At 43.5% G+C, this 13528-nt stretch carries 12 protein-coding genes; 10 read left to right on the forward strand and 2 right to left on the reverse strand.

Annotation, left to right across the window (positions count from 1 at the left end; genetic code table 11):
* Positions 1-403 precede the first annotated feature (403 nt).
* The 7 genes from BA1_RS16905 to BA1_RS16935 all read left to right on the forward strand — a co-directional run bounded on the left by BA1_RS16905 (position 404) and on the right by BA1_RS16935 (position 8364).
* Positions 404-1261 (forward strand): citryl-CoA lyase, encoded by an 858-nt coding sequence (locus BA1_RS16905; RefSeq protein ID WP_008361538.1) that lies wholly within the window; start codon positions 404-406, stop codon positions 1259-1261.
* Positions 1258-2691 (forward strand): aldehyde dehydrogenase family protein, encoded by a 1434-nt coding sequence (locus BA1_RS16910; protein ID WP_008361540.1) that lies wholly within the window; start codon positions 1258-1260, stop codon positions 2689-2691. Before BA1_RS16905 ends, BA1_RS16910 begins: the two co-directional genes overlap by 4 nt.
* A gap of 10 nt (positions 2692-2701) precedes the next feature.
* Positions 2702-3475, forward strand: coding sequence for a type I 3-dehydroquinate dehydratase (gene aroD, locus BA1_RS16915; protein WP_034739890.1), 774 nt, complete (start codon positions 2702-2704; stop codon positions 3473-3475).
* Positions 3476-3513: 38 nt separating this feature from the next.
* Positions 3514-5274, forward strand: a complete 1761-nt coding sequence (locus tag BA1_RS16920; RefSeq protein ID WP_008361544.1) for a thiamine pyrophosphate-binding protein — start codon at positions 3514-3516, stop codon at positions 5272-5274.
* Between the two features lie 23 nt (positions 5275-5297).
* Complete coding sequence (locus BA1_RS16925; protein ID WP_008361546.1) at positions 5298-5678, forward strand: cupin domain-containing protein; 381 nt, start codon at positions 5298-5300, stop codon at positions 5676-5678.
* Between the two features lie 124 nt (positions 5679-5802).
* Positions 5803-7005, forward strand: a complete 1203-nt coding sequence (locus BA1_RS16930; protein WP_008361548.1) for a CaiB/BaiF CoA transferase family protein — start codon at positions 5803-5805, stop codon at positions 7003-7005.
* A gap of 45 nt (positions 7006-7050) precedes the next feature.
* A complete protein-coding gene (locus BA1_RS16935) occupies positions 7051-8364 on the forward strand; it encodes an MFS transporter (protein WP_008361550.1) in 1314 nt (437 codons plus the stop codon).
* A 46-nt stretch (positions 8365-8410) separates the two neighbouring features.
* Here BA1_RS16935 and BA1_RS16940 read toward each other — a convergent pair whose 3' ends face one another.
* Positions 8411-9772, reverse strand: a complete 1362-nt coding sequence (locus BA1_RS16940) for a hypothetical protein (protein ID WP_008361552.1) — start codon at positions 9770-9772, stop codon at positions 8411-8413.
* Positions 9773-9923: 151 nt separating this feature from the next.
* Between BA1_RS16940 and BA1_RS16945 the strand changes: the two genes are divergently transcribed.
* The gene (locus BA1_RS16945) at positions 9924-10697 is read left to right on the forward strand and encodes an IclR family transcriptional regulator (protein ID WP_008361553.1); all 774 of its coding nucleotides are present in this window, start codon (positions 9924-9926) and stop codon (positions 10695-10697) included.
* 85 nt (positions 10698-10782) lie between these two features.
* Positions 10783-11340, forward strand: a complete 558-nt coding sequence (locus BA1_RS16950) for a shikimate kinase (protein ID WP_008361555.1) — start codon at positions 10783-10785, stop codon at positions 11338-11340.
* 122 nt (positions 11341-11462) lie between these two features.
* Here the strand turns inward: BA1_RS16950 and BA1_RS16955 are convergent, their stop codons facing one another.
* A complete protein-coding gene (locus tag BA1_RS16955; RefSeq protein WP_008361557.1) occupies positions 11463-12236 on the reverse strand; it encodes a class I SAM-dependent methyltransferase in 774 nt (257 codons plus the stop codon).
* A 119-nt stretch (positions 12237-12355) separates the two neighbouring features.
* Here BA1_RS16955 and BA1_RS16960 point away from each other — a divergent pair, with 119 nt between their 5' ends.
* Complete coding sequence (locus tag BA1_RS16960) at positions 12356-13273, forward strand: LysR family transcriptional regulator (RefSeq protein ID WP_008361558.1); 918 nt, start codon at positions 12356-12358, stop codon at positions 13271-13273.
* Positions 13274-13528: the final 255 nt, after the last annotated feature.

The raw sequence follows: 13528 nt of genomic DNA on the forward strand, positions 1-13528 counted from the left end.
TAAAAAAGAAAAAATTACAATAACTGTAAAAAAAAGACAAAGGGCGAAAATAAATCTCATTTTAGCCCTTTGTCAACAATCTGGAATCCTCTCCAGAAATGGAGAGGATTTTTTATGTGGAAATTTCATCTGAATTTGACAGGCGGAATGAAAAATGGTTCAGTAAATTAGTAGAACGATCTACATAAGTCTGTTTGACTAAATAAAGGATAATAGAATAAAAAATGGGTGAAATAATTAGTTCGATTCACTTAATTTCTGGCCAAATGACAGTATTTTCAGAAAAAATGATTGACGATAAAAACGAATGCGCTTACAATAAAGTCACATTCCAAAAAGTGAAATCAAATTCCACTGTATGGAATAAAAGGAGTGGTTCATCTCCAAATAAGAGGCTAAAGGAATGATTCACACAATGAAAAATCGAAGTGCGCTGGAAATATACAAAGAAGGAGGCGCTTGGTGGGAGACGGAGATTAGTCATATTGAGAAAAATTCAATTGAGCTTCGAGGGTATCCAATTGAAGAGCTTATTGGTGAATTGTCGTATCCGCAAATGCTCTATTTACTGCTTGTTGGTGAATTACTGGATGATTCGAAAGCGGCTCTTTTTGAAAGTGTTCTTGTCGCAGGTGCGGACCATGGACCAAGAGCACCGTCTATTGCAGCGGCCAGAATGGCAGTTACGTGCGGCATTTCGTTTAATTCCTCTGTTGCAACAGGGGTGAATCTATTAGGTGATATTCATGGCGGAGCCGGTGAAAAGGCGATGCGTATGTTATACGAGGCCAAAGCGGTCTACGATGATCACAAGGATATCAAGTCTGCTGCAAAGCAAGTGTGTCAGACGTGGTTAGCCCGCAAGGAAAAAATTCCAGGAATCGGTCACCAGCTGCATGATGATGATCCGAGGGTGAGACGGTTATATGAGCTAAGTCAGTCATATGTGCAGCAAGGTCATATCAGTGGAACATATTTACGGTTAGCCGAGGCCATTAGACATGAACTTGAACAACTAAAAGGGAAAAAAATAACGATGAACATAGATGGTGTATCTGCTGCGATTCAATGTGAATTAAGCATTCCAGCTGAAGCGGCAAAAGGCATCTTTTCCTTATCGAGAGGAATGGGCATCGTGGCGCATGCATATGAAGAGCTGACAAAGGGAGCCCTCGTGAAAGGACCTTGTCCAAATGAAGAAAAACTGGTTCGTTATGCGGGGGTTGGAACGCGTCACTTGAAGGAGGGTGAGAGAATTTGAGTGAATTGAAAGCGTTGTCATATATAAACGGCGAATGGCTGGATGCAAATCATGTCAAAGAAGACATCATCAATCCATACTCTGGGGAGATCATCGGTGCATCCTATCTAGCATCATCAGAAGATATTGAACAGGCACTTTCTATTGCACAGCAAGCTAAAAAACAAATAGCAGGGATGTCGGCATTAGAACGCTCAACGCTGCTAACAAAAGCAGCCACCTTGCTGGAAGAACAAAAAGAGCATTTTGCAAAACTTATTTCTTTAGAATTAGGCAAACCGCTTAAATATACAAGAGATGAAGTCTCACGATCAATTGAAACGATGGCGCTGTCAGCCCAAGAAGCCAATCGATTAATAGGTGAGACCATTCCTGGCAATGTATCTTCCCGTGGACAGGAAGCCATGGCGATGACATTTAAAGTGCCGGTTGGAGTTGTGCTGGCGATTACCCCTTTTAATGCACCGCTCAACTTAATTTGTCACAAAGTCGGTCCAGCCTTTGCGGCAGGGAATGCCATTATTTTAAAGCCAGCACCGCAAACATCAGCTGTTGCCACAGCGTTTGTTAAACTGCTGCTCGAAGCAGGATTTCCTGAGAAAGCCCTCCAGCTTGTGATTGGGGGAGTAGATGCAGGGAGACAGTTAGTCACTGATGAAAGAACCAATCTGATCTCTTTTACCGGCGGAGCGGCTGGCGGAGAGCATATTTCAAACTCTGCTGGATTAAAAAAAGTTCTGCTGGAGCTTGGAGGAAATGGAGCGACGATTGTTCATCATGATGCAGATATTGAGAAAGCCGCATCTCTTTGTGCAAAGACGGGCTTTAGCAACTCTGGTCAAAGCTGTATTTCTGTACAAAGAATTTATGTCCACAAGCACATTTTGCCGTCATTTATTGAATCATTAAAACAAAAAGTGGAGCAGCTTGTCGTTGGAGATCCGCTGTCTAGTGAGAGTGATATTGGCTGTATGGTGGATGTACAAGCAGCGAAGCGTGTTGAGGCTTGGATACAAGAGGCAGAGAAAATGGGTGCTCAGCTTTTATCTGGAGGGCTAAGAAAGGGAGCAAGCATCACACCAGCTATTTTGCTGAATCCGCCGAAACAAGCCAAGGTCGTCTGTGAAGAAGTGTTTGGTCCAGTTGTCTGCGTTCTCCCGTACGAGGAGCTGAATGAGGCCATCAAAGAAGCAAACGATAGTCGATATGGTCTGCAAGCAGGCATCTTTACGAACCAGATGGATGTTGCGTTACACGCAGCAAAAGAGCTTGAAACTGGCGGCGTTGTAATCAATGGGACATCGAATTTTAGACTTGATCACTGGCCATATGGCGGAATTAAGCGAAGCGGTATTGGAAGAGAAGGGCCGCGTTTCGCCATCGAAGAGATGACCGAAAGCAAAATGGTCGTGCTTCCAAATGGCCTATGAAAAGGAGCAGATGGATGTGAATGCATTTCAGCACAAGCTAAAAGACGTGCAGGCAGTCAGTCAGCCGATGATTTGTACACCGCTAATAGGACAAACAAAGGAAGAATTGTTTCATGAGGTCGAGGTGTTAGTCGAGAAGAAGCCGGATGTGATTGAGTGGCGAGCGGATTTTTTCACACACCTCAATGACAAGGAACAAGTAATAGAAACCCTTAAAGGAATGGTAGAAAAGGCAAATAAAATCCCATTTTTATTTACCATCCGCTCTGAAAAGGAGGGTGGTGAAAGCATATCACTCTCAGAAGAGGAGAAGGTGTCTCTGCTTGTCGAGCTTTGTTCCACTCAGCTTGTGGACGCGATTGATTATGAGTTGATGCATGATGTGACACATATGCAGCAAGTCAGTCAGGCGGCTAAAAGGAATGGGATCACCTTGATTGTATCGTATCACGATTTCCATCGTACCCCTGAGGTGGATCGCCTTGTACAAATATTCACCAATGCAGAATCAGTCGGCGCCGACATCGCAAAGATCGCTGTCATGCCGCATTCGTATGAGGATGCATTAAAGCTGCTTTCGGCGACCAACTATGCGCAAAAACGACTGTCGATTCCAGTCATTTCGATGGCGATGGGAGAGCATGGGGCCTTCACCAGAATGGTTGGTGGACTGTTTGGGTCTGTCATGACCTTTGCCGTGGGGAAAGAAAGTTCAGCTCCCGGACAAGTAGCGATTCAAGATTTGAATACCGTTCTATCTGTTGTGTTTTCAAAGAATAAGTGAGTAGCAGATTCATAGCTGCACCGTGAGAGGAGAGAAACATGAAGAAGAATATTTCTACACAGGTCATTCAGTATTTAGAAAATCGGGGAGTCGAGCATATTTTCGGTCTCTGTGGCCATACGAATATTGCTTTTTTATCAGCACTTGAAAAAAGCCGTATTCAATTTGTGAATGTCAGACATGAACAGATAGCGGCACATGCAGCAGACGGTTATGCACGAGCAAAGAAACAGACGGCTGTTGTTCTCAGTCATTTAGGTCCTGGACTCACCAATGCGGCAACAGGTGTCGCAAATGCAGCACTTGATTCCATTCCAATGGTTGTCATTGCAGGGGATGTCCCAAGTCATTACTACGGAAAGCACCCACACCAAGAAATCAATCTTCATTCCGATGCTTCTCAATACGAAATTTATAGACCGTTTGTGAAAAGGGCATGGCGTGTCGACATTCCAGAATTATTTCCAGAGATATTATCAAAAGCATTTCAGTTAGCTGAAAGCGGACGTCCCGGTCCTGTGCTGATTTCTGTTCCGATGGATGTGTTCTCAAAAGACTTAGATGTGTCCCTATTTGAACAAATCGAGCATCATACACACACCATTGAAAAACCTTCCATTGATGATCATACAGCAAATCGTATATTAGATCGATTGCTGCAGGCGGAAAAACCGCTCTTATATGTAGGGGGAGGCATTTTACTAGCAGATGCCGCGGAAGAGTTAAAGACATTCTCTGACCATTTGAGCATCCCTGTTGCCCATTCTTTGATGGGGAAAGGGGCGATGCCGGATGATCATCCAATGACCTTGGGGATGACAGGTTTTTGGGGAACAAAATTTATCAATGATCAGTGTAAAGAGGCGGACTATATATTGGCTTTAGGCACTCGCTTTGCTGAAGCGGATGCAAGTTCGTGGGAATCGGAGTATACGTTTAATTTCTCATCAACCAAGCTCATTCATATTGACATTGATCCGAATGAAATTGGACGAAACTATCCTGTTGAAATTGGGGCTGTAGCAGATCTCAAGCAGGCGCTGACCGTACTAAATCGTGTGGCGAAAGAAAGACTGCCAGAAGGTCTGGATCGACCTGAATTGAAAAAAGAAATTGCGGCATACCGTGATGAATTTCAAAAGAGCAATCTGACGAATATTCAAGACGAGTCCTTCCCAATGAAGCCGCAGCGTATTTTGCAGGAAGTGCGGGAAATATTGCCGCCAGATGCCTTCATTACAACAGATGTTGGCTGGAATAAAAATGGAGTGGGGCAGCAATTTCCTGTGTTGACACCAGGGACGATTTTAACGCCAGGTGGTTTTGCGACGATGGGATTTGGAGCTCCCGCCGCACTTGGAGCAAAGATTGCTCAGCCTGACCGTGTCGTTGTGTCACTCGTCGGTGATGGCGGATTCGGTCAAAATCCATCCGTTCTCGCAACAGCCATGGAAGAAAACATTCCTGTTGTATGGATTGTGATGAACAACAGTGCGTTTGGGACAATCGCCGGCTTGCAAATGGCGCACTATGAAACGACATACGGCACTGTTTTTAGAAAAGATGGAGAAAGTTATTCTCCTGATTTTGCGGCCATTGCAAGAGGTTATGGGATGAAGGGGATCAAAATCACTGCCGCTTCTGAATTCAAAGAAGCATTGGCTGAAGCAATTGCATCTCAAGAACCATGCGTCATTGATGTAGCAATGAAAAATGATCCTGTGCCGACCGATGGACATTGGAATATTAATGATATTTATTCACCAAATACAAAACGCTCACATGTCAGTGTGAATTAAACAGAACTAGGGAGGAATAAACAATGAAAATTAAAGTATTGAACCCGTTTAAAGATGGAAATCCACTATGGTTAGGTTTAGATCATCCAGAAGAGCAAATGATTCGAAAGGTGTTTCAAACCATTACACCAGATACTGTAGGATCGGAGCATATGATGGCAGGTCTTACTATTTTTGAGCCAGGAGAAGCAAGTTCTGTGCACAATCATCCAGGATCAGAGGAATTTGATTACGTGATTAAAGGATCTGGCGAAGTCATTTGCGATGGAGAAAAACAGTCCTTTAAGCAAAATGATTTTATGTTTATTCCAGACGGTGTCTCGCATCAGCATGTGAATACAGGGGATGAACCGTTATGGCTCATCTGGCTCTATACACCGCAAGGGCAGCTTCCGAAGGACTAAAAATCTGACCCCGTGAGCTCACCTTTCTAATCACCTAGGGCTTCTGGGTCACTCAAAAAGAAGACAAGGGCTAAAATAAGAAGCATTTTAGCCCTTTATCACTTGAATGAAAGGGAGTCAAGCAATGAATAAGAATACACCGCTTGAAGGAATCAAAATATTAGACGTCTCTACAATGATTGCTGCACCCTATGGCGCGGTGCTTCTAGGCGATTTTGGTGCGGAGGTGATCAAAGTTGAGATTCCTGGAAAAGGGGATACGCTGCGGCATGTCGGTCCTTTTGCGGATGGTGAACCGCTGAGATGGTCAGGTCTCTCAAGGAATAAGAAATCACTTACACTGGATCTGCACAAAGAAGAAGCAAAAGACATTTTTAAAAAGCTTGCAGCGCAGGTTGATGTCATTATTGAAAATTTTCGTCCGGGAACACTTGAAAAATGGGACGTTGGGTACGATGTATTAAAGGAAATCAACCCTCGTTTAATTATGATTCGAGTATCGGGCTATGGGCAGACCGGCCCGTTTAAGGATAAGGCTGGGTTTGGAACACCTGCGACGGCGTTTAGCGGCTTTACATATATTCAAGGGTTTCCAGATCGACATCCAGTCAGCCCTTCCTTTTCCCTCACGGATTACATTGCTGGAATCTATGTGGCGTTTGCTACTGTGACAGCGATGTATTACCGGGATACGCATCCAGAAGGAACGGGGCAAATGGTGGATTTGGCACTCTATGAATCTGTGTTCCGTATGCTAGAATTCTTGATTGCAGAATATGATAAGCTTGGAAAGGTGCGTGAGCGTTCACCAGGTCTAAGTGGTCATTCAAGTCCTGCCGGCACTTACGAAACAAAGGACGGGCATTATTTGGTCCTTGTGACGAGTACGGATTCGACCTTCAATCGTTTGGCAGAGGCGATGAATCGGTTAGATTTACTAGAGAATGAGAAATTCTCTGTGAATGCAGCCCGGCTGAAACATAACGATGAAATGGATGCTATCGTCTCTCAATGGATTGCGTCTAAAACAAGGGATGAGGTATTAGCCATTCTAGATAAACACGGCGTGCCTGTGAGTCCGATCCTGAGCATTCGGGATATCTTTGAGCATCCGCAATTTAAAGCACGAGAGAATATTGTCGAGGTGCATCACCCTCGTCTTGGCAAAGTGAAAGTACCTGGCATCATTCCGAAGTTTGAAAAAACACCTGGTCGTATCCGGCATATTGCGCCTGATTTAGGTGAACATAATTATGAGATTTTAACGAAAATGCTTGGCTTAACAGAAGAAGAATGTAAACAGTTAGAAGAAAAAGGGGTCATTTAAGACGCTCAACCGATCCGCACGCTGCGGAAACAAAGGAGGATGGTTATGAAAGTGCATTCAGAACTGAAGGGGAACGAATTGCAGCCCAATTATATGAAACCAACGAAAGCCCGTTTTGGTATATTGATTCTGTTGTTTTTTATTACCGCTATTAATTATATTGATCGAGCCAGTGTGTCCATTGTTGCACCTGCTATTCAATCTTCATTGCAGTTAAATCCTGCTTTATTAGGATTAATCTTTTCGGCATTTAGCTGGACATATACCGCGATGCAAATACCAGGCGGTTTTATTCTCGATAAATTTGGCTCAAAGGTAACATATGGGATATCACTTATTACTTGGTCTATTTTCACAGGTTTACAGGCGTTTGCGAACAGTTTTGCCTTTTTATTCGGCTGCCGTTTGTTTATTGGGATTACAGAATCTCCTGCATTTCCTGCGAATAACCGCATTGTGACAACATGGTTTCCAAGACGAGAACGGGCATTTGCTACAGGTGTTTATACCGCTGGAGAGTATGTGGGTCTTGCATTTGCGACACCTCTTCTTTTTTGGATCATGACGACTTTCGACTGGAGAACCGTCTTTATTACTGCAGGTGCGCTCGGTATCATATTTGCTTTCTTTTGGTACAAGTATTATCACGAACCGAAGGAACATCCGAAGGTTAATGAAGATGAGTTAGAATTGATCCGTCAAGGCGAAGGGCTGACAGTAGCATCACAGGAGAAGCTGAAATGGGCAGACTTTGCCGCTCTTTTAAAATATCGTAAATTGATCGGACTCTATATTGGTCAATTTTCTGTTGCGTCCACTCTCTTTTTCTTTTTAACATGGTTTCCGACCTATTTAGCAGAAGCGAAAAATATGGCGTTTCTTAAGGTAGGTTTTGCCGCATCTCTTCCATACATCGCAGCATTCTTTGGGGTACTGTTTGGTGGTTATGTTTCTGACTGGCTGCTCAAGAGGGGTGTCTCGGTCAATGTGGCGAGAAAGCTGCCCGTTGTGGTCGGCTTGCTTCTGACAAGTACGATTGTTTTGGCGAATTTTACAACGAGTATTCCACTTGTGCTGACCATTTTATCCATCGCCTCCTTCGCACAAGGGCTGTCAAATATCTCATGGACCATGCTGTCTGAGGTGGCTCCGAGAGAGATGGTTGGACTGGCTGGCGGCGTATTTAACTTTTTTGCTAATTTATCCGGCATCATCACGCCGCTGATCATCGGACTCATTGTATCAGCGACAGGCTCATACAACGGCGGTATTTTATTTGTCAGCCTGGTAGCATTAGGCGGGGCGATGTCGTACATCTTTATCGTAGGTAAGATTGAACGCATTCAATTAAAACCATAATGACAAACATAAAGAGAACTCATCCTAGATAGATGAGTTCTCTTTTCTATGAATAAAAGATCATGGTGATGACTGTTGCACATGCGATGCCCATACTGATATAAAAGCCGGCAAACCAGATATTCCAACGAGTGATACGGTAAGGATTGACCTTCATCAAATCGGCTAATAGGGAGACCGAAACATTAAATGGACTAAACATAACAGTTGATGTTCCAGCGATAATGAGCATGATGGCAATAGGAAGGGCAGGCAGTTCATGGATGACAGGTGCCAGCATGCTCACTAACAAAGCGAGTGAGACGAGCGGGTGAAAACCGCAAAGAGCGGTGATCAGAAAATACAACCCAATGACACAATAAACCCAGATGGCATGGTCTGATATACTGACAATAAATGCTTGAATCGGCTGCATACTGTTTGTGGCGAGCAGCATATCGACAAAGAAACCAGCACTTAAAAATAGACACATATAATTGGAGAGCTGACGGGTTCGCTCCTTCCAATGAGGAACAGAGACAGCGACATATTGTTTCCGTTTTTTGATGACCGTTGAAAAGAGTAAAGCAAATGGAATAATCGTCAGCACAACAGCGAATAAATAACCTTTTCCAATCCAGGCATCGACAAGCGAGACGACTGTGATAAAACTTAGCAGCATGAAAGCGAGCTGAAGGGTTTTTCGCTTGATTCTCTTAGGATTGGTATGCGTTTCTTCTGAATGGATGATGTTTGGCAATCGCTTGCTTTGACGAGAAAAGAGCAGCCAATCCGTCAACAGCACAACCACCATTAAACAAAAGGTAACGGGTGCAATTTGATAATATTTCAATTGGGTGGCATCAATGGTGACACTCACCAGCACTTCAACAGGACTCCAGCTTAGACAGAGCGCATATGACCTTAAGAGGTTTCGCGTATAAAGCTGCTGTTTAACTTTCTCTTTCAGGGCGTCCAGCGACGGTTTCAAGGATGTATATAGCAAGGGAATGGTTGCGATATTTAAAAACATGCCAAGAATATGAGTGACGAACGAACTCTTGCGATAAAGCTGATTTGTACTCGTTGTATGCAGGGTAAGCAGTTTATTTAATTGTGTATCGAAATGTCCAACATGTATGAGAGAATGAATAAATGGCAGCATGAAAAATAAAGAAAGCAAGCCTAGCATGGAATGAAAATGAAGAAAAAACGTGTGAAAAGGCTGGTCAGACAAGAAGAATAATACCAAGCCAATTAAGAGAAACATAGCACCTGTTTTTAAATAAAGCCCATTAGCCTTCTTAAACGAAATGGTGAGCGAAGCAGCAGCCAGCAGACCAACAATATAGGAAAGTATGGGAGCAGGGAACAGTTGATGAACGATGTATAAGCTAATAAGAAGTGTATAAATGAATAGGTATATCATGATATCTATATCTCCTCCATCAAAAACCATCTATTTATCTTATTCCGTCTAATGGAATTTGTTTTCTTTTAATGGAACATTTAAAATGGATTATAGCAAAATTGCTCATTCATGTCGATAAGAAATCAAAAGGGAAAAGGAGAAAGTAAACATGGCTGATAAGAAGGTAAAAGAAGAATCAGGACTGCGTACTGTTCAGCGCGCTCTGGATATTCTTTATTGTTTTAGCGAAGAACGTCAAGAGCTGACGCTAACGGACATTTCAAAAGAGATGAATTTAGCAATGTCTACTACGACGAGACTGCTCAAGGCACTTGAAATGAATCATTTTGTAGAAAAGAATCAAGATACACTGAAGTACCGGCTCGGTCAAAGACTGTATCTTCTCGGTTACATTGCTGGGAAGTCCATCAAATTGAGGGAACTGGCAAAGCCGCTGATGTACACACTTCGTGACGAAACAAAGGAAACCGTCAACTTGTACGTGCTGGATCAGACAAGCAGGGTATGTATTGAACAAGCGGAAGGCCTTCAATCTATTCGGCATCTTGTCAAGATCGGCGAGAAGCTACCGTTATACGCAGGTGCCGGCGGAAAGGTACTGCTTGCCTTCCAAAGCGAAGAATTTCAGCAACAAGTGTTTGCATCTGAGGCTGATCACGTGACGAGGGAGGACTGGCAAAAGGAATGTGCGCATATTCTGAAGACATATACTGCTAGCAGTATTGATGAACGGGAGGTCGGATCTGCGGCAGTGGCGGCACCGATCTTTAACATTCATGGCGAGGTGAAGGCATGTTTATCCATCTCTGGACCTACCCATCGATTTACCGAGGACGTCATTCCTCAGCTGCAACAAAAAGTGAAGGAGCATGCCCAGAAGCTCTCCGAACAGCTCGGTTACGTCGTCAAACACAATTTTTAAGAATGCCTATCTTTTCACAGCCCATTTATCATATAATAGAAACATTATGTAGCATTCCTTGTCGTAAGGAGGACGTGTCACGAACATGAAAAACAATAGAGAAATCCCTGTGAGACAGCGAAATATTGTCCTCATTGGCTTTATGGGTGTTGGGAAAACAACCATTGGACAGATGGTTGCCAAAAAGTTATATAGAGATTTTATTGATGTCGATCAGGAGATTGAAAAAAAGTACAACATGACGATTCCAGAAATGTTTCAGCAAAAAGGAGAAGCTTTCTTCAGGCAGGCTGAAAAGGATTATATCGTCGATTTATGTGAACATACTCAGCTGAAGATCGTGTCCCTAGGGGGCGGTGCATTCAAACAGGAAGAAATCAAACGAGCCTGCTTGAAGCATTGTACGGTTCTTTTCCTTGATTTATCTTGGGAGAATTGGAAGCAGCGGTTGGATATTTTAATCGAAAACCGTCCTGTTCTTCATAACCGCACGATTGACGAGATGAAAGAGCTGTTTGAAGAGCGCCGGGAAATTTACGCCCTTCATAACTCAAGAGTTGAAACAGATCATCTAGAGGCAGAGGAAGTCGCCAATTATATTGTCGACACACTCAAACTTGGCTGGGATTTATACTCGAAATAAAAAGTCTACCGTTTAGGGGACGGGACTGACCCCATAAGATGAGACAAATCAAAAACACCTTCAAGTTTGAAAACGGATCGTTGTGATCCGAAATAAAACATGGAGGTGTTTTTTCTATAGCATCACTGTTTGATTCCTTGCAGGAGTGCGGCTTTTAAGCAGAGGGAGGTGGGCTGATGATATTCATCGAATTGAAGTTGAAACAGCTGTTTCGTTTCAGGGTCTGCGGCTTGAAGATGGGAAACGATCTCCTTTTGAACACTCTCTGGTGTACGTCCACGCTTGATCCAGTCCTGATAATCAATCTGCAGGTCCCAGTAGTGAATATCTTCTTTAGTCAGATGGTTGTCAGCGAACAGCTCTTTCCATTCTGATAGCGAGCTTTCACGAACATGAGAAGGGTCCCTCAATCGGTTTAAGTGGTTAATAAATTCATCCTGTGCTCGGTTTTCAGGTGCATAATGGTCTACAAGAAGAAATTTGCCGCCTTTTTTTAAGACACGGCTGATTTCAGACATAGACGCTCGGAGGTTTGGAAAGTGGTGAGCAGCAAATCGGCATGTCACGAGGTCAAATGATGCTTCTGAGAAAGGCAATGCTTCTGCTCCTGCCTGCTGAAACGTAATATGGTCCAAATGGCGTTCTTTTGCTAGTGCTTCTGCCACCTCGATCATTTTGTGCGTGACATCAATGCCAATTCCTTTAGAGATGATGTCTGAAAAGGAAAAAACGGTATGCCCTGCCCCGCTGCCGATATCAAGTAAATGCTCATGACCTTTCGTATTTGCTATCACTTTCATCCATTCTAGCTCTTCTCCTGCTGCAAATATGGGTGAATCTCGGTAGTTCTCTGCATTTTGTGAGAATTGTGTCTCGGCCTTAGAATATGGATTCATTCCTTTTCCCCCTTTTTGTTGTCTACTTTATCGTAGAATTCTTCCGGTTATTTGTCTAAGACATAAAAGATATGATATGAATAGATAAAACCTATGAGGTGAGAAAAGTGGATATACGAATGATGGAATATGTCATTGAAGTGTACCGCCAGCAAAGTTTCACAAAAGCGGCGGAAAACCTTCATATTGCCCAGCCTTCTTTAAGTCAACAAATTAAAAAGCTGGAAGAGAAATTAGACACGCCGTTATTTATTCGGAAGTACGGACAAGTGACCCCAACACCTCAAGGAACTCGATTGATCAAAAGAGCTGAGAACATTTTGAAGGAACGTAATGATTTGCTGCGTGAGATGGAGGAAGCATCTTATGAGGTAGGGAAAGAACTGATGATCGGAGCACCTGCTGTCACAGGAGGATATGTCCTGCCGGGTGTATTAAAAACCTTCTGTAAAACATATCCCCATGTACACGTTCATTTGATAGAAGAATCACCTCGTGAGCTAGAAAGGCTTTTGCTGGCTGGGAAATTGGATTTGGCTATTTTATCTCTGCCTGTCGAGCACGAACAATTGAAAACGAAACAAATGCTGACAGAGCCGCTCCTTCTCGCAGTTCCGCAAGCTGCCGAACCTTGGTTAGGCAAGGAATTGAACGACATCATCCATCAAGCTGACCAGAAAGGAATCGGTGGTGAAGCCGTTCCGTTTCACCTTCTTGAAGGCGTCCCATTCATTATGCTGAAGGAGGGGTATGGCTTTCGGAAAGTGGTCACAGAACTGTGTCGTCATCATGGCTTTCGGCCAAGGATTGCATTTGAAACCAGTCATATTCAAACGGCTCAGGCCTTGGTTAAAAACGAACTAGGCGTGACGGTTGTGCCGAAAATGGTGGCAAAAGAGGAAAGAGGCCAAGTGATCTACTTACCAATTGAGTCATGTCCAACCCGCACGCTTGTGTTTGCATATGTGGAAGAAAGGTATGTAACGAAAGCCGCTCAAGCATTAATGGACCTTTATCAGAGTAGAGGAGAAGCTTAAACAAACGTTTAATCAAACACAAAAAGCAGGGGAGCGCCCTGCTTTAAGATTGTGGACAAGGGGCTAAAATGATCTTTATTTTAGCCCTTTGTCTTCTTTTCAGCGTGACCTGAAAACCTTGCAGTCTAGGAAGGACGAGTACCGGGAGCGGAGCGAATTTAAGATTCGTGAGCACCGGCACGCAGGACTGACAAAGAATGCGAGGGTGTGTATACACGCTGAAAGAAGGGGCGTGAACTGCTTCATATTATATGT

The sequence above is a fragment of the Bacillus xiamenensis genome (genome assembly GCF_000300535.1).
GTDB classification, from domain to species: domain Bacteria; phylum Bacillota; class Bacilli; order Bacillales; family Bacillaceae; genus Bacillus; species Bacillus xiamenensis.

Bases quoted from the DNA above. Each gene is read 5' to 3' on its own strand.
- BA1_RS16905 (WP_008361538.1), top strand. From the start codon at position 404: ATGATTCACACAATGAAAAATCGAAGTGCGCTGGAAATATACAAAGAA.
- aroD (WP_034739890.1), top strand. From the start codon at position 2,702: ATGGATGTGAATGCATTTCAGCACAAGCTAAAAGACGTGCAGGCAGTC.
- BA1_RS16920 (WP_008361544.1), top strand. From the start codon at position 3,514: ATGAAGAAGAATATTTCTACACAGGTCATTCAGTATTTAGAAAATCGG.
- BA1_RS16925 (WP_008361546.1), top strand. From the start codon at position 5,298: ATGAAAATTAAAGTATTGAACCCGTTTAAAGATGGAAATCCACTATGG.
- BA1_RS16930 (WP_008361548.1), top strand. From the start codon at position 5,803: ATGAATAAGAATACACCGCTTGAAGGAATCAAAATATTAGACGTCTCT.
- BA1_RS16935 (WP_008361550.1), top strand. From the start codon at position 7,051: ATGAAAGTGCATTCAGAACTGAAGGGGAACGAATTGCAGCCCAATTAT.
- BA1_RS16940 (WP_008361552.1), bottom strand. From the start codon at position 9,772: ATGATATACCTATTCATTTATACACTTCTTATTAGCTTATACATCGTT.
- BA1_RS16945 (WP_008361553.1), top strand. From the start codon at position 9,924: ATGGCTGATAAGAAGGTAAAAGAAGAATCAGGACTGCGTACTGTTCAG.
- BA1_RS16950 (WP_008361555.1), top strand. From the start codon at position 10,783: ATGAAAAACAATAGAGAAATCCCTGTGAGACAGCGAAATATTGTCCTC.
- BA1_RS16955 (WP_008361557.1), bottom strand. From the start codon at position 12,236: ATGAATCCATATTCTAAGGCCGAGACACAATTCTCACAAAATGCAGAG.
- BA1_RS16960 (WP_008361558.1), top strand. From the start codon at position 12,356: ATGATGGAATATGTCATTGAAGTGTACCGCCAGCAAAGTTTCACAAAA.